Here is a 20,365-nt window from a genome sequence, read left to right on the forward strand (position 1 = left end):
GGAGAAAACGTGTTACTATATAATCATAGACAGGAGTTCATGGGGATTGATGATGAAGGTCTTAGACTTTTAAATTATTCTTCCATGAGTGATCTCTTAAACGTTTGCAGTGACGTTGCCGATCTCTTTGCCAATGAACCTGGATACATCCATAACTTCAAAAATTTTGGATGGATTGATTTTCTACTCCATGCCGATTCGGATGCGTCCAGTGCCATTGTTCATGCTAACGGGCGTGTTTTTAGCTGTAAACTCTCCGTCAGCTCTTTTTACCTTAGTGAAAATCCACTACAAAATGGCTATTCCATTGATATGTCTCATATCCAAACGCTAAGCGGTGAAGAAATCAAACCTCATACTATTTCACCTAAAATACCACTAAAAGAGTATGTTGCACCTCCAATACAACCAAAACAACCAGAGAGCCCATCGCCCCTTCCAGATTATACTCATATCACACCTACACAACTTAAAGAGCCAACCGTATTAGATATCCCAAATCTTGAGATCAGTGCATTTGATGAAGTAGAAGAACAACCGGTTACAGAGACTCCTTTTATGACTATGCCCAAAGAAGAGTTTGTTGATGATTTAGTTAATTCCCCTTTTAAAACATACATCGAAGCTGAAACACCTATAGCACCAATAACAAAAAAACTTCCTGATAAGCCGATGCTTGGAAGTGACCGTTATAATAAGCAAGAAAAAGAGTGTCTTAATCGTCATACTATTGATAAAAATTATAAATATGACCCTCAAGTAGCCGCTAATGAACTTGGGCTTCCGGTTGATTTAATTGAAGAGTTTATCGGAGATTTTATTCAACAATCTTTAGAGTTTAAAGATGCCCTATTTGAATCGTCTGTAAAAAATGATTTTAATAACCTCCATATTTTATCCCATAAACTTAAAGGGGTCGCAGCAAACCTCCGTATTGAAGATGCTTTTGAAACACTCAGTGTTATTAATACCTCCACAGACACAATGGAAATAGATGCTAACCTCAAATTCTATTTTGACATCATTCGAAAACTTTCAGGCGAGAGTATTGAAGAAATCTCTTTTGCGGAAGAAGTTTTAGCACCAGCTGAGACCACCAAAGAATCTATAGATGATATTTACTCTTTTGGATTAAAACATCATGATGATGAGCCACTCATTATTCATGAAGAAGAACTCACTGCTCACGATACTACTGAAGAGCCTTTAGCTCAAGAAAAATTTGAAAAAACATATCTCAATCTTGATGATTCTTTTACCGAACCAACAGTTGTTTTCACTGAAGTAACGGAAGAACTTTCAATTCAAGACGAGCCTTTTGAAAAGATTTTATTAAAAGATAGTGAATCTTTAAATGATTCATTAACAGCATTCTCTGATGAGCCTGAAATGCCTTTAACTAATACTAGTGCAGACGTTGAAGAAATTTTATTAAAAGAGGATAAATCTTTACAAAATCAAAACCTTGTGCTCGAAAAACCGCTAACAAATACTATATCTTCAGCTGAAGAAGAGTTTGATGAGCTAACAGTTAATACAGGGATTAGTAAAATCCATTACGACAAAATTTACATTGCTCATTCATTAGGTATCGATCCTCATTTTATGGATGAATTATTATTTGATTACAAAAATGATTCACGACTTATTAGCAATCAAATCACCGAAGCCATTAAAGCTTTTGATACAGTATCTTGGAATGCAAGTGCTACAAAACTTAAGGGGATAAGTGATAATCTACGTCTCACTGAAATATCGGAAGAATTAGCTATTCTTTCTAAAACCCATGATGCTCAAGAAGCTAAAAAAGCTTCTATACGCCTTAACGCTTATCTCGATCAACTTTAAGAGGATACACCATGCACTTAGGACTTAAAAATCGACTTCGACTTATCAGTCTCCTCCCGATTCTGATTTTATTTTCGCTTGCCAGTTATTACGTTTATTCTTCATATTTGAGCTTTAAATCTGCTCAAACGCTACAAGCGCACTTAGAAAAATCTCAACAGCTCAATGACATGATTAGTAATATCGCACGTGAACACGGTATGACAGTTATGTTATTAGGGAATGCATCTGACGCTACGCTCAAATCCCTTCAAGCTCAGCGCATCCTTGTTGATAAAAAAATTCAAGAATTTGATGCAAAAAGTATCTCTCCTGAATTATCCGTGATTATCACTAATTTGCAAAAAGCACGGATACAATCGCGCCCATCAATCGATAATCACACAGCAGATTTCAATGAAGTCTTTGATGACATTTATGGAAAATCTCAAACAGCTCTTTTAAATGAACTTACTGCTCTATTCTCGGTTCAATTTGATGAACAAATTTCTACTATGGAGAATAGCTATCTAGCATTGGTTCGTGCAAATGAATTTACTGCTCAAGAGCGCGGTTATCTTACTTATTTGCTCTCACGTAATACACCGTTAAAAGAAGAAGAGCTTAGCCGATGGATTACTTATATTGCAAAAGCTGATAGTATTAATTTTGATTCTATTACCAATAAAGAGCTCAAAACTTCCCTAACTTCATCACTCTTTACAGAAGATAACAAAGAATTATTAACGGATATCAATGTCGAACGTGGTTCTATTTTAGCTGCAGCAAGTAAAGGTGCTTATGAAACCGAGTCAGGTATTTGGTTTGCGATGCTCTCTGAAAAAATCAATGCTATCAATGAAACTGAAAAACTTTTACTTGATAATATGAACAATCGATCATCAGTTGTAAAATCAAATTCTGTTCAATATCTCATTATTTCCATTACTGTATGGATTCTTGCATTATTAATTGGTATTTTGGGAATGCTTCTCTCTAATGAGATCGCTAAAAATATTAAAAACCTTGAGTCGGTTCTTAAACGGGTTGCTGAAGATACCCACGATAACGAGGCAGACGCTCTTAGTAAATCGATTAACCTTGATACTGCTACAGGTACTGCACAAGCGTATGCTCTATTGGAACGTATTATTGAACAAACACTCGGTGATAAACAATACGCACAAGAAGCTTCTGAAGCCAAATCCATGTTCTTGGCAAATATGTCACACGAAATTCGTACACCACTTAACGGTATCGTTGGATTTACTGAACTTCTCAAAGATACCGAGTTGCATGATGAACAACGTGAGTTTATTGAAATTATCGAAAAAAGTTCTGAAAATCTACTCGAGATTATTAATAACATCCTTGACCTCTCTAAAATTGAGAGCAATAAACTTGAAATTGAAGATATTGCCTTCAATCCGATGGATGAGTTTGAAAGTGCTGTTGAAGTTTATGCGGTACGTGCCTCTGAGAAACACATTGACCTTGCTTGTTTCATTGATCCAAGTCTTGAACGACCACTTAAAGGGGATCCAACCAAAATCAAAGAGGTTATTATTAACCTTCTTAGTAATGCGGTTAAATTTACCAACAGTGGCGGTTCTGTCAGCGTTGACGTCCGTCGTATCGAATCGGATGAACCAAATCGTGCACGTGTACGCTTCCAAGTTAAAGATAGCGGTATCGGTGTTACCAGTGAGCAAAAATCACGTATCTTTGAAGCATTTGGTCAAGCTGATACTTCTATTACTCGCAAATACGGCGGAACGGGTCTTGGACTTACAATTTCTAGTCGCTTCGTTGAGCTTATGGGTGGTAAACTTGACCTTACCAGTGAACCTGGCAATGGAACTACATTCTTCTTCACCCTCTCATTTGATGAGATTGAAACCCTTAATGAGCCAATAAAAGGGTCATTCTCAAATATCAATGCTGTTATTCACGAAAGTAAAACCAAAAAGAAACTTCAAAGTACTTATCTTAAAGAGTATCTTGATTATCTTGGTGTCAGCTATACCACTTTCAGTGAAATGGATGAGCTACGTATACTAGAACGTCAAGTCAACTATGATTTACTCTATATCGACAACGATTATATAAATGAAGATGAATTAGTTGCGTATGCTGCGGCGAATGAGCAAACAGTTCTTATTACTAAATCGTACTATATGAAAAAAATCGATTCCATGGGACTTGATCTCTTTAAAGTTCTCTATGAGCCACTAAACAGCAGTAAAATCCGAGCCGTATTGGAAGCATATGATGCTGAAGCCTACAATACACGAAAACAAAAAACTACGCGACGTAAAAAATTCGATGAGAAAAATTCCCGTTTTGCAGCGAGTGTTCTCGTAGCTGAAGATAATGTAATTAACCAAAAACTTATCCGTCGAACACTAGAAGATTTAGGTCTTACCGTTACTGTTGCAAATAATGGTCTAGAAGCATTTGAAAAACGTAAAAATGGTGAATATGATATTATTTTCATGGATATCCAAATGCCTGTTCTTGATGGTATGGAAGCCACTCAAGAGATCTTGGATTTTGAAGAAGATTATCAACAACACCATATCCCAATTATTGCGCTTACAGCAAATGCACTCAAAGGTGACCGTGAACGCTTTATGTCTGTCGGTATGGATGAATATACCACCAAGCCATTGGTTCGAAGTGATATTATTTCATTGCTCAATAATTTCTTATCACATAAAATTATTGATCTCAATATCGTACCTAAATCAGCCGATGAGCTTATTACACAAGAACAAGATGAGAACGTATTAGATAGTAGTGATAGCGAAATTATGAGCGAATCTGAAACCCTCATGGACGAAAGATCTCTATTGGACGATGCAGTAGAGCTTAATGAATTTGCTCCCGATATAACTACGGACGATGCAGAAGAAGCGATATTACCTCAAGATGATAACACTGAGATGGATAATGAAGATACAATCTCATTAGATGAGATTAATGAACCTTTTGCAACGCAAGAGAGTCCATTACCAATCTCAAGTCATGCAGCCGATATTATCTTGGCAAAAGAGAATCCATTAGAGCTTAAATTATTTATACATATTCTTGAAGACTTAGGTTATACCTATATAGCCGTTAGTACAACCGATGAATTCTATTCTTTTCTAGCATCAGAGGATTATAAATTAGCTTTATTTGATAAATCGTTGCCTAATCTAAATCTAAAAGAACTCTATGATATAATTCGTTCTAACGATAGTGATACTTCATTAGTGATGCTCGTCGATCCTTCGATTGAGAACGATGAGAATGATGCGATGTACGTCCATGAGATGATTAAAAATAGTGTTAATAAAGACTTATTGCGTCTTGTGTTTGAAAAATTTATCTAGGATGGGAACTTACTAATGGACGGTAAAAAACTAAAAGTTCTTGCAGTTGATGATGATATGATCAACTTGAAACTTCTGAAATCGATGCTTATGAAAGCGCCAAATGTTGCTCAAGTTATTGAAGCAAAAAATGGTGCAGATGCTATCGGTGTACTAAAATCACAAGATGATATTGATATTATTTTGCTCGATATTATTATGCCGGTTATGGGAGGAATTGAGATGCTCAAAGTTATCCGTGCCGATGACTCTCTTCGACAATTACCTGTTATTATCCTCACAACAGATGAGACCAAAAAAACTGAGGCACTAGAGTGTGGAGCAAACGGTTTTCTTATGAAACCGGTTCGTGAAAAAGATGTTGTTGCTAAAATAGCACAACTTACTATCTAATATCTTCTTTCTTCTGTTCCCGTATATACGGGAATTTACTTACTCTTCTAAAGCACTTGCCAAGAACGTTTATACACTCTAATAGGTTGCAATGACAAATTAGCATCATCATTCGTTTTTACTACGGTATCTATTAGCATCATAGTAGGGTTTCCAGTATTGTCAGTTAACGTGTTACATTGATTATTTACCGGTCGAATACCTTTAAATGAATAACGTATTGTTACATTTACATCATACGCAGCTGCACCAGATGAATCATTAACGGTAACATTTACTTGATTAAGACAATTTGCACCCGATGTATTAAAATCCTGCGCACGCATTACGGCAAACTCTGTTGCACTCATTGCTAACATTTCTGCTTGGGTATGAACGTATTTATCTCCTATCATTCTGTCGCTCAAGACCGTTTTACCAAGCAATAGAACCCCCCCCATGGATACAAGAACGACAATGAATATCGCCAATATCATAGCAAAACCACCATGTTTAGTAACGTACACGGACTCTCCTTTCACGGCAAATTGCCTGTTGTACTTCATCTGATGTCGATAGATTTGATTCTAACCCACGCATACATACTTTTAGTCTCAATACCCCACCTCGTTCATTATACGAGTTAGTGTTATTATAATCAGCATAAAGACTTGAAACATTTTGACCTAACAATACCGTTTTTCCAGAGGTATATTTCTCATTTTTCCATGGTCTAAAATTAGTGTATAAAGTTAAATCTCCAGTGTTCAATACCCGAAGAGCATATCCAGAACGGATCAAATATTTTTGGTCATTTTTTGGTGTTGCAACGGGATAATGAGTGGTTAAAGTCAATGTATTGTTACCATCGAAATTATTGATAGTATAGTAAGCTCCCAATCCATTTGATCCATCCCAATTGAAATCACTACACGCCCCTACAACCCCTTCATGATTATATATAACCGAATTTGCAAGGTTAGATGCAGGATAATAGTCGGTGATAATCGTGTTTGCTATAGATAAATTTGCATCCGCAGGTGTTAATGCTGTCCCATTAAATGCTGCAGGTGCATTCTCACTCCATCCCGGCGTAGTATCTCCATAAAGGCTGTCGACATCAACTCCTAAAAAACCAACCGTATAGTCATGCATTACATTTTCAGTTTCAAATTTCGGATCACCTTCACATGTTCCTACAAGTGCATTATCTGCAGCATCTTGATCTAAATTGACAATAGAAACATAAATTGAGTTTTCAAAATATTTAGATAATTTTTCAAGGATCAAATCTGCTTCATTAATCCGTTTAGTATACGTTTGAGTTCGATATATCCCCTCATAATATTGTCGAACAGCTTCAAGCGCCACGCCACCGACAATACCTAAAACAACAATCACAAAAAGCAACTCTATAAGAGTAAAAGCACGGTACTTCCTATGAGATTTCATTATCTTCCGCCAATATTTGATTTAAAAAAAGAGAGTGTTGAGTCAACCCCTAGTGTATTATCGTAAAAACGGACAACAACCCTCTTAAGGTGGGTTCGATCTGCCACATTGCTACCTAATGAACCATCCGGCATCATATTAGATGATGATCCTAACTGCCATGTAGCACTCTCAATATTGCCATTTTGAACTACTGAAGCACTCACATAAGAAACTCTATAGTTTGCACTTAAACTAATATTTTCACCTGTAGTGGATGTAATTGCTAATGTTTCCGTACCACCATTTAGTTTTTCAATCCCTTTGGATACATTCCCATCTGCTTCCGTCGCACCATTACCAACAGTTGAAGGGATTGCGAGTGGAATTTGTGTAATATTACAGTCAGTCCCGTTTGCATCAGGATTTTTTCGATAATAACGAACACCATCCGTACGAGAACAATTCAAATCTGCTTGAGCCGATAATACTGAAATATATGCAGGAGGGGTTCTAGAACTGTTAATATCGTATTCACCACCCCAACGTGCTTGGAATTTATCCATTACTTGTCCACTTAGACGTGACATTACATCATCATCCACTGAAGCTCGCTTAGCCGAATCGGCGGCAATATTCATCATCGAGGGAATCGTCATCACACTGATTGCCATAATAACTATCGCAAATATCAATTCTATCAATGCTATAGCTTTACGGTGCATCATTACTCCTTTATTCATCGTGTTGATGGCGCATATTCACTACTACTTTGCCATCCTGTACCTGACTTGGTATTTTTATTTTGTTTTTGAGCTTCCGATTCGGTTTTTGCACTTCCGGTATTACCGATAATCCGACCATAAGAAATATTAAAACATGGGTGGGTCAAACAATCTACATTATTATTTACATCAGGATCAGAGTATGTTTTTGCAAAAGTACCGTTCCATAACCATGATTCGGTATCGATATGCGCCGTATACCCTTGTCGAATTGTAAAAATACCAAATTTATAGTGTTCAGTACCATTATTATCATAATAAGATGCAGCTGTCGGTAATGATGACGCCCCTGCTGGTACTACAACGGTTACCGATGCATTTCCATCTTTTGCCTCAGAATGTAGCGCATTAATAAACCATGATGCACCAGTTGCTGATGTATCCGCAGCTAATGGCGTGTCTAAAAGCGTAGCGGTATTATATACTTCATAATGGGCAATTGCATCAAATGCGACCAATCCTCCGATTACATGAACATCTATTGGAGCAACTCTTCCATAGACGTGGGTAACATTAAAATCCATTGCCGCAGTTCCTGCCGCCGTATTCGCTACAATAGAGTTACGCATTGAACTTTGATTACAATCACTTGCATTCAAACATGAAACATTAATATCGGTATAATGGACAGTTTGTGGATTCTGTGTTGTAGTCTGATTTCTATCAAAATTGAACCGTAGTGTATTCATTAGTGATCCATTACCATCCTTAAGAAAACTGCTTTGTGTTATAGCCCCGTTCCAAACATTCATATTGGTTTTGTTGGTATCAGCTACGGTATTTGTCTCAGCCAAATTAGTCGTAATCATGCGAGCATTAAATGGGGTAGCATAAGTAAGATTTGCATCCGTTGATACAGAGACATTGATATCGCGTGCAAAACATCCCGAAACAAAGTTACTCAGTGTAGCATTATTGTCTCCCAATGCTTTGATTTGACCTTTAGCGCGTACCGACATATTCATATCACTTGATTTATTGAGATCACTCATATAAACGAATCCTTTGTTCGCAACCAAAGGTGAAAAATTCATCCCCAATCCATACGTGGTGGTATTGAGATCAAATTTAGCCGGTTTAAACGTCAAACTTTGGTCTTTATAGAGTAATGGAGTATTAGTATGTGCTGTTGATATTTCACATCCGTATTGTCCACTACCATCTTTGACAGTGTCATTAACATTTAATCGGCAATCTGTTCCAGCTAAGAATCCATTGGCATTTGTATGATTCACTTGGTCTACCGCCGTCCAACTTTTATCAATCATATTAAGGAGATAATCACCCACTTGATCTTGATGATTTGCTTGATTACTTAATGAGCCGTTAGCGATATAAAATGTTAGATTACGCGCTGCAATATCGTTACATGTCGTAGTCGTTAGAGCTGAATCCCAAAGCATCGTCGCATTATAATCGGTATTTGCACCTTTAAACTCTCGTGTATATCGAGGAACACCTATCAACCCGCTCGTATTATTCTCATACCCTGTGGCATTAATATCGTATTTATAATCATACCCTGCCGCTAAATTCATCCGGGTTGTAGGCGTAGTATCCGGTGCGTATTTGTAGACATCATGAGTTAAATCGGTCGTAACCGTACCCGCCGTATTGTAATCTTTAATACGGATATCAAACGCTTCAGGACGTACTGAAAAATTGTCACGTGAACAGAGTGGCTTAGCATAGTTTTGTTTCATACACTCAAAACATGCACCTTCATATCCAGCAGTTGTATCATGACCTATACATGAAGTATTACACTCACCATGACTCGCACTGTTAAACAATCCGCTAATCCCCGTTATCGATTTATTGGCATTGGATAACCCAGCAGCATTCCATGTGCGCAAAGTACCATTACTATCAGTAAAGTACCAAACACGATACGCCCCGTTTTTGAGTGCAAAGTTATAATACGAACTATCCTGTGAAGCAACTTTTGTTTGATACTTTGCAGGGGTAAACGCTATTGGAACATATACCGGTTCCGATACGCTTGCACCCGGATTCGCACACGATGCATTCACATCCGCGAAAGCATCCACGTCGATCATCTCTACTTGTACTGTTGTGTTTACATTAACAGTCGGAGCAGCATTATCACCCGTAGCAATAGTCGAATCATAAATAACATCCACATCAAACGGTTTACGAGAAATCTGGGTCGTGAGGTTGTTGGTTTTTAATCCATTTTGGACGACATTAAATAGTCCCCATGTCGGTGTATACGAAGAGACTTGAGTACAAATCGGTACAGTTGCGCTTCCCAATACATAATCGGTATAAGGCATCGTTACCCCACCCGCAGTAATCTGATAATCTATCGTTAACCCTAACGATTCATTGATATCCCCGATTGCTCCTCCAATAGCTTTTGGCATCAGAGTGAACTGATTGTATATATACTGTTCACTTCCTAAAGAGCCGATCCCTTTTCGGACACGACGTTGATCATCATCTGTTGTTAAAAGGTTATTATCCAAATAGGCTACACACCCCTGACTGCTTAATGTATTTCCCGATGCAGTCTGATAGGTACAGTTTTCCGGAGAGTTGTCTGCAGGTACACCTCGGTCGATAAATGCTGAACCGTTTATGTTTGAAACATACATCTTGTCGCTCATTGTATAATCGAAACGCGATGCATTGAGATCGGCTTTCATCGAGATATCCTGAGCAATTATATCTGCCTCTTTATTTTTCAAATAGACAGTTAATTCAAGCGGAGAACTACTAATCCCTTGGGTAATGTGAGGTAACGGATTGGAACGGTCAAGATTTAAAAATCGACCATCTTGTTTGAGTGAGTAATCGTAACAGAGTTGAGGCATATAAAGTTCGGTAGAAAATGCAAATACACCAGGAAAATATTGATCATTTCCAGTACCTTTTAGTGTAATCGTTGTACTCGTTTGATCGTTTCCGATAATCGAAGTAGTACTAGATGTTCCTATGCTAAAGGTACGCATATCAATCCCGATCGTATTTTGACAACTTGGGTATCGATTACCAACGTTAACACCATTAATGTCTTCACTAGAACCCCACACACTCGTCGTCCCTGATGGAGTTGCCGGAGCATTAGGTAATGATATTTCTGTACCAGCCGAATTTGTCAGCGTAAGACCATCAGAATAACTAATATCTCCTTCTCCCCCGAACATCAAGAATTTCGCATCGACCAACCCTGTTTTAGGGGTTAAAAATCCATTCAAAGAAAATGAATTATCACTACTAAATACCTCTAAATATCCGTCAAACAATGTAATACTTCTGAATTTTGCCGTCGTGTTAATATTTGTATTTTCTTTATAAACAACCACCAATGACCATGCACCAAAATCATTGTTACCACTTGTTATTGTTGAATATACATCAGCACCCCATACCGGCTGATCGTATCCGCTTGAATTAATGGTTGCTAAAGGTACTTGGTCGATACTGCGTTTGATTTGATCCGTAACATCCGCAGTTCCTTGATAATCTCCAGAACCGTTCCAGTTAAACTTTGATGCATTAGATTCAACGGTTGTATACCCCGCGTCCCCATAGGTTTTTAATTTCATTGTTCGACCTAATGGTACAGTATTTTTATTATGTGTGCGTCCTTGCCAATAGAGGTAGGCGTATTGGATTCTCGTACTATCTACCCCTTTGGGAAGCTTCAAATTAGCCGAAGTTGAATTAAATGTCGTTTTATCATAATCTTTATCCGCGAATATTGCGCTAATATCATTATTGGGTGTCGTAAAATCTGCACAACCATCAGCAGTACTGCTATCAAGCATGATAGAGTTACCGATGATTTGCATATCCCCATAAATATTATCTTGGCGTTGGAGGGTAAAATCTCTCAAATTAGCACTAGAGTTCCAAACAGTGATTGTAAATGTATCTGAAATAGAACCTTTATTATTACTTACCGTAATCGTGATAGACCAAGTTCCAGTCGTTGTTGGTGTACCAGTGATTTGATGGGTACTACTACTATAAGATAATCCAGTGGGAAGCCCCGATATAGCGCTAGGGAAAGTAATTGCACCACTATTTGATGTAAAGTAATTGTCTAAATCGAGTGCCGTCATACTAGCATTTAAACTCAAATATTGATCAGGAACACTCCCTGTTGGAGGAGAGGGTTGAGTCACTGTGATCAAAAATCCATTTGGCAGAGCAGAAGTACCATCCTTATCCGTAGCTGTTACGCTCATCGTACTGATTCCTACAGCTGCATTTGTCGGCGTACCACTAATAACATGTGTTGCGGTGTTGTAAGTCAAACCATCCGGTAATGTTCCAATTAGAGTTATAGCGGTGATAGGATCACCATCTGTAAGTGTGACAAAGTCGTCTAAATCTATACTAAATGCTATTCCTACCGTTGCTGTTTGATTTTGTACAGTGATACCTGGAGGGTTTTGTTTAGATGTCCATTGTGCATACAGTGTTATATTAGTAGCGATGTTAAATGTATCACCAACTGCATATGAAGTGCCCGAACCATCTGCTGCTGTATTCCAGTTTGTAAACACATAGTTGGTTCTCGTGAATCCACTATCACTCATAACGGTTACACTTGAACCGGATGTATATGGGCTATTCGAATCCGTTATAGTTCCATAACCATTATTACTATTATAAGTAACAGAATATACACGAATCCATTTTGCATACAGCGTAGTATTAGCAGTAATTGGAAACGTTTGCCCTGCCGTATACGTCGTCCCTGTTCCACTTGAATTAGTATTCCAACCTGCGAAGATATAGTTCGTTCTAACCAACGAACCTGTATTATCCAAAACGGTTACATCTGTACCAGATAAGTATGGACTACTCGCATCGGTCGGAACAGTTCCGCTTGTAGCACTATTACTGTTATAAGTAACCTTGTAGACAGGTGTCCATTTTGCATACAGCGTAGTATTAGCAGCAGGCATTGAAAATGTATCACCTGCCGCATACGTCGTCCCTGTTCCACTTGAATTAGTATTCCAACCTGCGAAGATATAGTTCGTTCTAACCAATGAACCTGTATTATCTTTAACCGTTACGGTTGCACCACTAGCATAGTTAGTCGTATCGGTCGGAACAGTTCCACTTGTAGCACTATTTTTATTGTAAGTAACCTTGTAGACAGGTGTCCATTTTGCATACAGCGTAGTATTAGCAGCAGGCATTGAAAATGTATCACCTGCCGCATACGTCGTCCCTGTTCCACTTGAATTAGTATTCCAACCTGCGAAGATATAGTTCGTTCTAACCAATGAACCTGTATTATCTTTAACCGTTACGGTTGCACCACTAGCATAGTTAGTCGTATCGGTCGGAACAGTTCCACTTGTAGCACTATTTTTATTGTAAGTAACCTTGTAGGTTGCCGCCATGCTCTCTGATGAAAATGCCATCAATAGAGCGATGACCATCAGAGCACGTAAAATAAAATCAATCAGTGGATTTCGTGTTGTGTCACTGGATGGGGGGAGTTTTGATTGCCACGCTTCGCTCGCAATGACAGGGAAAATTTCAGTTTTCATTTTATCCTCCTTGGGGATTTTTGAGGCACACACTATTAGGGCTCGGTGGTAAAGTACACACAGACCTAATATTAATAGTGTAAGATCGGCAAAAAACCGAATTTATAAATTTCTTATTCTCGTAAACTATAGAGAAAACGCCATCTTCCTAAGTGTATTCCTAATAATATTAATAAAGCATTAAAATATGTTATTATATATTTTATTTTTAACTTAGTGCTTCTTTTTGTTTCTTTTTTCTATGCTATAATCAAAATCGATCAAAAATTTACCATAAGGTGTAACCCATGAATATCTCTCTCGTCGGACGCCACATCGAGCTTAGCGATGCGATCAAAGAACATTTGATCCACTCTATCGATACACTAAGCAAATTTCATCTCGACATTATCAGTGTCAGTGCCATCGCCAGTATGAATGAACGTAAAAAAGGGGTAAGCATCGAGTTTACGATCAATGTTGCGGGAAAAAACACTATCGTTATCTCCCAACGTGATGATGACCTCTACGCCGCTATCGATATCGCCATCGATCGTGCCCAAAAAGCACTTCGCCGTCTCCATGAGCGTTTGAGCGATCATAAAAACGAAGGGATTAATGAGGCTAAGCTTGCCGCTTCTCATTCTGTCGATTTACACGCTATGAGTGAAGCGATGGAGGATGAGATTGTTCCGGCAGAACCGATTCTCTTTAAACCGCAAGAGGTGGCGGAAGTTCTCGAAAAATTAAAAGAGAGTAATAAAGTTTTTGAAGTGTTTTATGACAATGATGGAAAAATGAGAGTTCTCTACAAAAGGTCTGATGGACGGTTTGGGATGTATTGAGTCTTTTACGTTCGTGGTGAGCTTGTCGAACCATGAACGTTTACCGTTCGACTGGCTCAGGGCGAACGGTACCTAAATACTCTTTAACTTCCCTCACTATCTCCTCATCTTCACCGATATCAACCCACCGTAATTTTTTCCCGCTTTGGATACTCCCCTCTAACAAATCACCGCTGGAGCGGAATTTGAGATCCAGTGCCGCAATGTCAAAACCACTCATACAGGTGCTAAAGGCTTCTAAGCGTTCATTTTTTCCGCTCGTGTTGGTATAGAGATAGCAGTACCCCTGTAAACCTGTACGGCTCACCCGACCGCGTAGCTGATGGAGGGTGGAGAGCCCCAAACGCTCAGCTCCGACGATAATCACGGTGGTGAGGCGCGGAAGTGAAATCCCCACTTCGACAACGGTGGTTGCGAGTAATATCGTCCCTTTGTCTCGAAACTCCCTCAACACCTCTTCTTTCTCTTTATCTTTACCGTGGGTAACGTAGACGTTACTAAATTTGCCCTCCCAAAATCCGCGCGCTTCGTCGATGCTTTGGTAATTGATATTTTCGCTTTGCTCCACCAAAGGATAGACGATCAACACTTGGTGCTCTTGTGAGACTTCGGAACGGATATGCTCTAATAAAGTGGAAAAATCGGGTTTATGGATAATACGGGTAGTGATGTTTTTCGTAAACGGGGTTTGCTGTATCAAACTCACGTCGATGTGGGCGGAGTCTATCATCGCCTGTGTGCGGGGGATGGGGGTGGCTGAGAATTGGAGAAAGTGCGGTGGAGAGTTGTTTTCACTAAGACGACTGAGTGCATGACGCTGGGCAGTGCCGAAGCGGTGTTGTTCATCCACCATCACTAAAGCCGCTTCGGGGAGTTCACGGTAGAGAAGGGCGTGGGTTCCGATAATAAAATCAAACGCCTCTAATGACCCTTTTTTGGTCGCATTGGTGATAAGGGCAATTTTTAGATGGGGGAGGTACTTTTGCGCCTCTTCAAAAAGCTGTGCGGCAAGTATTGTCGTCGGTGCCATGAGGATAGAGCGATAAGGGTACATCAGAACCACAGAGGCGAGTATCACCATCGTTTTGCCTGAACCGACATCACCTACTATCATACGACGGGCGGCATTCTCTCCACGTAAATCGTGGGCAATATCGTGAATGGCGTTTTGCTGATCACGGGTGAGGGTAAAGGGGAGTGTTTTACTCCAACTCTTCGCATCGCCTGAGGCTTTGTAGAGGGTGGGGTGATAACGGCGTTTGAGGCGGAGACGGCGCATGTAATCATAGAGCTCGGCAAATTTCAGCGCGTGGATTTGCTCCTCACTCAGAGGCTGTGGGAAATCGGGGAAATGGACACCGTAAAGCTCTTTGGCTATTGGTTCGGGAAGTCCATCAGTAACGAGGTTGTCAATGCTAATATATTTTTCGATAAGACGGCGCATAACATCGGCACGCAACGGGGTTTTGTAGATAGGGACGAGAGAGCCTATCGCACTGATTTTTATGGGGTGAACCATCGTCCATCTCCCCTGCTCTAGCACTGCTTTTCCACTAAAAAAAGCTCTCTCATTTTTCGGAAATTGGTGAATCATATAGGGTTTGGGATTAAAGATGACTCCATCTATCAGAGATTCGAGATTGTGGGCAAAAAAGGTGATTTTGAGGGTTTTAGGGGTTCGAACGATATTCTCGACTGTTGCATCGATGACGCATGAGGAATTAGGGGTGAGCTGTGTGCTCAAACGGCGGTCTTCAAACGAGGATGGGGCAATAAGAGAGAGTTCTAAAATGCTCCCGACGTTTAGACGACGGAATTTGTCGGCGTCTTCAGTAGATAAAATACTTATCATGTTTTTTCCCGTCATCCTCGGGCTTGACCCGGGGATCCAGTTGGATTCCCGCCTTCGCGGGAATGACAACTATTTTGTTACTATTGCATAACTAAGTTGCGTAATCTCGTTATGGCGTTTGATAAAATCGTTCAACTCCTCCAAACTCAATCCACGTATCATCTCTAGCTCTTGGAGTGAACTTCCTAGCTCTTTGCCCTGATAATACTCGCTAAATGTTCGTCCTAATCGCTGAGAGAGGGTTTCAACACGGAGCGGTTCGGAACCTAGGAGAAATTTACGTGCTTGATCGAGTTCGCTCTGTGTTACCCCCGATTTTACAAAGGTATCGATAACTTCAATAACGCTTTTTTTTGCTTCATCCCCTGATTCGAGTTTGGTTTGGAGATAGCCGCTAAAATAGGTGTTGGTTTTAGCCACGCTCAAACGTGAATAGGCAGAATAGGCAAGTCCCCGTTTGACACGTATCTCTTCCATCAGACGGCTACCAAATCCGCTAGAGCCTAAAATAAACATCGCTACACGGGCTTTGTAAAATTCGCTATCCCCTTCATTCATCGCAAACGGCGCGCCGAAATAGAGATAGGTTTGTTCGGTTTGAGGTCGCTTTAGAATCGACTCTTTTGGCGATTTTCGTACCTCATAATGACGAGGTGCGGAGAGTTTTCCCACTTCCAGTGAAGAGATAAGGGTGGTTGCTTTTTTCTTAGCATCCTCGATAGTGATATCTCCTCCCATAATAATCAAGGCGTTTGAGAGAACCATTTTTGATTTTAAAAACGACTCTACATCGGAAAGTTTGATTTTTTCAATCGACTCTTTGGTTCCGATATTCGGGGTTGCCATAGGGGTTGCTTCGAATAAAATCGCTTTGAGCTCATCGGAAGCTACGGTATCGAAATCCGCCTCTTTACGGGCTATATCACTCATCGTGCGGGTTTTTACTTTATTGAGTGACTCTTTAGTAAGATTTGGAGAGCGAAGTAACTCATCCATAAGTGAAAGTCCCGTATCAAATTCATCACGAAGTGTTCCGAGTTCCATCACAAGGGTTTCATTTCCGGCATTGGTACTCAACTGAATCGCACGCGCATCGAGTGCATCGGCAAACCCTACTGATCCACGTTTGAGTGTCCCCTCGTTCATCATTTTGGCACTAAGGCGTGCAAGACCGATATTTTTACCCTCATCGATGCTACCGCTTCCGGTAAAAATCACCTGCATTGAGACGATAGGCAGCCGTTTATCCTGCTCAAAAATAAAAGGTATTTTTACCCCTTTTATGTCGATGTGTTCCAATGTGCTTGCCATAAGAGAGTGTCCTAGTAATAAAATTGTTGCTGATATTATAATTTTTAAATTCAAGCTGGATTCCCGCCTTCGCGGGAATGACGACTTCCGTTCATCCTCACATCCTGCACAAAAAGCCATCCAAAAAAAATTTCTAAAAAATATCATGCAAATTTCTCAAGAGTTTCATACGCGGTATTGCGTATAGCGGGTGTTTCGCCGATGTCACGGATGAGACGAATCATCTCCTCTTTTGCCATTCGAAACCCTGCACCTGCACTTCGGACAACATTCTCTTCCATCATTGTAGAACCCAAATCATTTGCACCGTACATGAGTGCCATTTGACCGATATAAGGTCCTTGGGTTACCCATGAGCTTTGGATATTTTGAAAATTATCCAAAAAGAGTCGCGCAACGGCGAGGAGTCTCAAATAGCGGTTAGAGGATTGTTTCTCTATCTCAGGATGCTCTTCCATGAGTTTGGTATTTTGTCCTTGGAACGACCACATGATAAAGGCGCGAAATCCGTGTGTCTCGTCTTGGAGGTCGCGAATGAGGTTCCAATGTTCGATAATCTCCTCATCGGTCTCGACAGTACCGTACATCATAGTCGCGGTAGACATGATACCCAGCTTGTGCGCTTCGCGGTGGACGTTTATCCAATCGAGTGAATCCATTTTTTTCGGAGCGATGATGTCTCGTACACGGTCGCTCAGAATCTCAGCACCCGCACCCGGTATCGAAGCAAGCCCTTTGGCATGAAGACGGCTCAAGCACTCAGCGATTGTGATATGGGAGACTTTGGCGATGTAGTCAAGTTCGATGGAGGAGAAGCCGTGAATCGTGATGGTGGGGTATTTGGTGTGGATATGTTCTACTAAATCCTCATACCATTCGATTTTGAGCTTCGGGTGGACGCCACCTTGGAATAAAATCTGTGTTCCGCCGATTTCTAAAAGCTCATCGATTTTTTGGTCAATCTCTTCAAAAGTGAGAACATACGAATCGTCATCTTTGCCGTGGCGATAGAACGCACAAAATTTACAATCGACCCAGCAGACATTAGTATAGTTGATATTTCGATCGACGACAAACGTCGTAATACCATCAGGGTGAAGCTCCTTTTTACGAGCTGTTGCCATCCGTCCAAGTTCTATTAAATCACCGTGTCGGATAAGCTCTAATGCTTGTTCTTTGGTAAGGCGCATAAACTGTTACTTCTCTTTGGATATCGCGTCGAGGACACCGTTGATAAACTTCGGTGATTGTTCGCTTCCAAACGCTTTGGTCACTTCAATCGCTTCGTTGATGATTACGGCAGAATCGAGTTCACCGAACATAATTTCATATGCACCCAAACGGAGTGTCGCACGCTCGATAGAGCCTAAACGGTCGAAATCCCAATCTTTGAGATGTTTCACAATCGCTTCATCGATTTTTATGAGATGCTCTACTACACCGCGAAAAAGATCCATCGCAAAATCACGCTGTTTGTTACGAATTTTTTTCTCTTCCATAATTTCATCGCTAAAATCGGCGATACTTTGGTTTCCCAAATCATATGCGTACAATAAACTTACTACCGCCATACGGGCTTGGTGACGTGTTGCCATTATGCGCCTCCTACAATTTTATACGCTATAGCGGCAAAGCCACTATTAGCTACGTTAACACTATGTTTACTTCGGCAGTAAGCCCACATCATCCGATTTCCTCATAAAGGTCAAGCATTTCAATAACAACGGTCATCGCTTCAAACCCTTTGTTCCCTGCTTTGGTTCCAGCACGCTCAATCGCTTGCTCGATGGTATCGGTCGTCAAAAGACCGAATGAAACCGGTTTTTTATGTTTTAAACTCATGGTAGCGATCCCTTTGGTCGCTTCGGCAGAGACGTAATCAAAATGAGGCGTTGAACCACGGATAACTGCACCTAATGCACAAACAGCATCAAATTTTCCACTGCCGAGAAGCTGATCGATTACCATCGGAAGTTCAAACGCACCCGGTGCCAAAACATGAGTCAATTCATCCGCGTTACCACCATGACGTGCATAGGCATCTTTCGCCCCTTCAACCAGACGATCAACAATAAAATGGTTCCAACGTGTACTGACGATTGCTACTCTTTTATCCGTGCGAACACGGAGCTGTCCTTCTATTAACTTCATAAAATTCCTTTTGTTTAAAATTTCGTCATTCCGTGCCACGACACGGAATCTCTAACTATGTAATGCAGATCCCGTATCAAGTACGGGATGACGACTTATTTGATCGCATCCAACTGCAATAATTTTTCGCTAAGTTCTTCCAGTTGTTCTAATTTTAGCATATTTGGTCCGTCACTCAAAGCACAAATCGGATCAAAGTGGGTTTCAAAGAAAAATCCATCCACTCCAACAGCGGCGGCGGCGCGTGCGAGGTGAGGAACCATCGAGCTATCCCCTCCCGTTTTACCTGTACCATTACCCGGCATCTGCACCGAGTGAGTCGCATCGAAAATAACAGGAGCATATTCGCGCATAATGACGAGTGAGCGCATATCAACGACAAGATTTCCGTATCCGAATGAGGAGCCACGCTCACAGAGTAACACGCCGTGTTTTTGTGACGCTTCGTATGTGACCTCATCGCATCCGCGTGTTTTGAGTACCTTTCCTACCGAAAAGCGCATATCGGCCGGGGTCATAAATTGCCCTTTTTTGATGTTGACGATTTTATCGGTTTTAGCAGCCGCTACGAGTAAATCGGTTTGACGGCATAAAAAAGCGGGGATTTGAATCATATCGATTACCTCTGCCGCGATGGGAACTTGATAGCTCTCGTGGACATCGGTAACGATTTTATAGCCGAAATCGTCTTTCACTTTTTGCAAAATGCGAAGACCCTCTTCTAGACCAGGCCCGCGATAGCTATCGAGTGAGGTACGGTTAGCTTTATCAAAGCTCGATTTAAAATAAAAATCAAATCGTGGGTCATTTTGGTAACGTTCTAAGCTTTTAGCAATTTTAAAAATCGACTCTTCGCTCTCGATGACACACGGTCCGGCAAGTAGGATCATCTTTT

14 protein-coding genes are annotated in these 20,365 nt (G+C 40.4%); 4 read left to right on the forward strand and 10 right to left on the reverse strand.

The window, feature by feature from the left end:
• Positions 1–9 precede the first annotated feature (9 nt).
• From PHC76_RS09115 to PHC76_RS09125, 3 genes are read left to right on the forward strand one after another with little or no spacing between them, the layout of a single operon-like run.
• A complete protein-coding gene (locus PHC76_RS09115) occupies positions 10–1,848 on the forward strand; it encodes a hypothetical protein (RefSeq protein WP_299969723.1) in 1,839 nt (612 codons plus the stop codon).
• A gap of 11 nt (positions 1,849–1,859) precedes the next feature.
• Entirely contained in the window at positions 1,860–5,204 is a 3,345-nt protein-coding gene (locus tag PHC76_RS09120) for an ATP-binding protein (RefSeq protein WP_299969720.1), read from the forward strand.
• Positions 5,205–5,219: 15 nt separating this feature from the next.
• A complete protein-coding gene (locus PHC76_RS09125; RefSeq protein ID WP_299969717.1) occupies positions 5,220–5,597 on the forward strand; it encodes a response regulator in 378 nt (125 codons plus the stop codon).
• A 47-nt stretch (positions 5,598–5,644) separates the two neighbouring features.
• On the opposite strand, the gene PHC76_RS09130 is transcribed toward PHC76_RS09125, so the two are convergent.
• Genes PHC76_RS09130 through PHC76_RS09145 form a run of 4 tightly spaced genes read right to left on the reverse strand, consistent with a single transcriptional unit; the run spans position 5,645 to position 13,332 of the window.
• The gene (locus PHC76_RS09130; RefSeq protein ID WP_299969715.1) at positions 5,645–6,103 is read right to left on the reverse strand and encodes a hypothetical protein; all 459 of its coding nucleotides are present in this window, start codon (positions 6,101–6,103) and stop codon (positions 5,645–5,647) included.
• Complete coding sequence (locus PHC76_RS09135; protein WP_299969713.1) at positions 6,090–7,028, reverse strand: type II secretion system protein; 939 nt, start codon at positions 7,026–7,028, stop codon at positions 6,090–6,092. The genes PHC76_RS09130 and PHC76_RS09135 overlap by 14 nt, the downstream gene beginning before the upstream one ends.
• Entirely contained in the window at positions 7,028–7,732 is a 705-nt protein-coding gene (locus PHC76_RS09140; RefSeq protein ID WP_299969710.1) for a hypothetical protein, read from the reverse strand. Before PHC76_RS09140 ends, PHC76_RS09135 begins: the two co-directional genes overlap by 1 nt.
• Positions 7,733–7,746: 14 nt before the next feature.
• Entirely contained in the window at positions 7,747–13,332 is a 5,586-nt protein-coding gene (locus PHC76_RS09145; protein WP_299969707.1) for an InlB B-repeat-containing protein, read from the reverse strand.
• A 287-nt stretch (positions 13,333–13,619) separates the two neighbouring features.
• On the opposite strand from PHC76_RS09145, the gene raiA reads away from it, so the two are divergent.
• Positions 13,620–14,156 carry a ribosome-associated translation inhibitor RaiA gene (raiA, locus tag PHC76_RS09150; protein WP_299969704.1) on the forward strand — a complete coding sequence of 179 codons (537 nt, stop codon included), beginning with the start codon at positions 13,620–13,622 and terminating at the stop codon, positions 14,154–14,156.
• A 40-nt stretch (positions 14,157–14,196) separates the two neighbouring features.
• Here raiA and recG read toward each other — a convergent pair whose 3' ends face one another.
• The 6 genes from recG to kdsA all read right to left on the reverse strand — a co-directional run bounded on the left by recG (position 14,197) and on the right by kdsA (position 20,360).
• The gene (gene recG / locus PHC76_RS09155) at positions 14,197–16,008 is read right to left on the reverse strand and encodes an ATP-dependent DNA helicase RecG (RefSeq protein WP_299969701.1); all 1,812 of its coding nucleotides are present in this window, start codon (positions 16,006–16,008) and stop codon (positions 14,197–14,199) included.
• A gap of 69 nt (positions 16,009–16,077) precedes the next feature.
• Positions 16,078–17,319 (reverse strand): pitrilysin family protein, encoded by a 1,242-nt coding sequence (locus tag PHC76_RS09160; protein ID WP_299969698.1) that lies wholly within the window; start codon positions 17,317–17,319, stop codon positions 16,078–16,080.
• Between the two features lie 143 nt (positions 17,320–17,462).
• Positions 17,463–18,509: a dehypoxanthine futalosine cyclase gene (locus tag PHC76_RS09165; protein WP_299969695.1), complete on the reverse strand. Its 1,047-nt coding sequence runs from the start codon at positions 18,507–18,509 to the stop codon at positions 17,463–17,465.
• A gap of 6 nt (positions 18,510–18,515) precedes the next feature.
• Positions 18,516–18,914 carry a transcription antitermination factor NusB gene (gene nusB / locus PHC76_RS09170; RefSeq protein WP_299969692.1) on the reverse strand — a complete coding sequence of 133 codons (399 nt, stop codon included), beginning with the start codon at positions 18,912–18,914 and terminating at the stop codon, positions 18,516–18,518.
• An 88-nt stretch (positions 18,915–19,002) separates the two neighbouring features.
• Positions 19,003–19,470 (reverse strand): 6,7-dimethyl-8-ribityllumazine synthase, encoded by a 468-nt coding sequence (gene ribH, locus PHC76_RS09175; protein WP_299969689.1) that lies wholly within the window; start codon positions 19,468–19,470, stop codon positions 19,003–19,005.
• 95 nt (positions 19,471–19,565) lie between these two features.
• Positions 19,566–20,360: a 3-deoxy-8-phosphooctulonate synthase gene (kdsA, locus tag PHC76_RS09180; protein WP_299969686.1), complete on the reverse strand. Its 795-nt coding sequence runs from the start codon at positions 20,358–20,360 to the stop codon at positions 19,566–19,568.
• Between the last annotated feature and the right edge of the window lie 5 nt (positions 20,361–20,365).

The organism is Sulfuricurvum sp., from assembly GCF_028710345.1.
Lineage (GTDB): Bacteria > Campylobacterota > Campylobacteria > Campylobacterales > Sulfurimonadaceae > Sulfuricurvum.

Coding starts and splice junctions, on each gene's coding strand:
- PHC76_RS09120 (WP_299969720.1), top strand. CDS start 1,860: ATGCACTTAGGACTTAAAAATCGACTTCGACTTATCAGTCTCCTCCCG.
- PHC76_RS09125 (WP_299969717.1), top strand. CDS start 5,220: ATGGACGGTAAAAAACTAAAAGTTCTTGCAGTTGATGATGATATGATC.
- PHC76_RS09135 (WP_299969713.1), bottom strand. CDS start 7,028: ATGAAATCTCATAGGAAGTACCGTGCTTTTACTCTTATAGAGTTGCTT.
- PHC76_RS09140 (WP_299969710.1), bottom strand. CDS start 7,732: ATGCACCGTAAAGCTATAGCATTGATAGAATTGATATTTGCGATAGTT.
- PHC76_RS09145 (WP_299969707.1), bottom strand. CDS start 13,332: ATGAAAACTGAAATTTTCCCTGTCATTGCGAGCGAAGCGTGGCAATCA.
- raiA (WP_299969704.1), top strand. CDS start 13,620: ATGAATATCTCTCTCGTCGGACGCCACATCGAGCTTAGCGATGCGATC.
- recG (WP_299969701.1), bottom strand. CDS start 16,008: ATGATAAGTATTTTATCTACTGAAGACGCCGACAAATTCCGTCGTCTA.
- PHC76_RS09160 (WP_299969698.1), bottom strand. CDS start 17,319: ATGGCAAGCACATTGGAACACATCGACATAAAAGGGGTAAAAATACCT.
- PHC76_RS09165 (WP_299969695.1), bottom strand. CDS start 18,509: ATGCGCCTTACCAAAGAACAAGCATTAGAGCTTATCCGACACGGTGAT.
- nusB (WP_299969692.1), bottom strand. CDS start 18,914: ATGGCAACACGTCACCAAGCCCGTATGGCGGTAGTAAGTTTATTGTAC.
- ribH (WP_299969689.1), bottom strand. CDS start 19,470: ATGAAGTTAATAGAAGGACAGCTCCGTGTTCGCACGGATAAAAGAGTA.
- kdsA (WP_299969686.1), bottom strand. CDS start 20,360: ATGATCCTACTTGCCGGACCGTGTGTCATCGAGAGCGAAGAGTCGATT.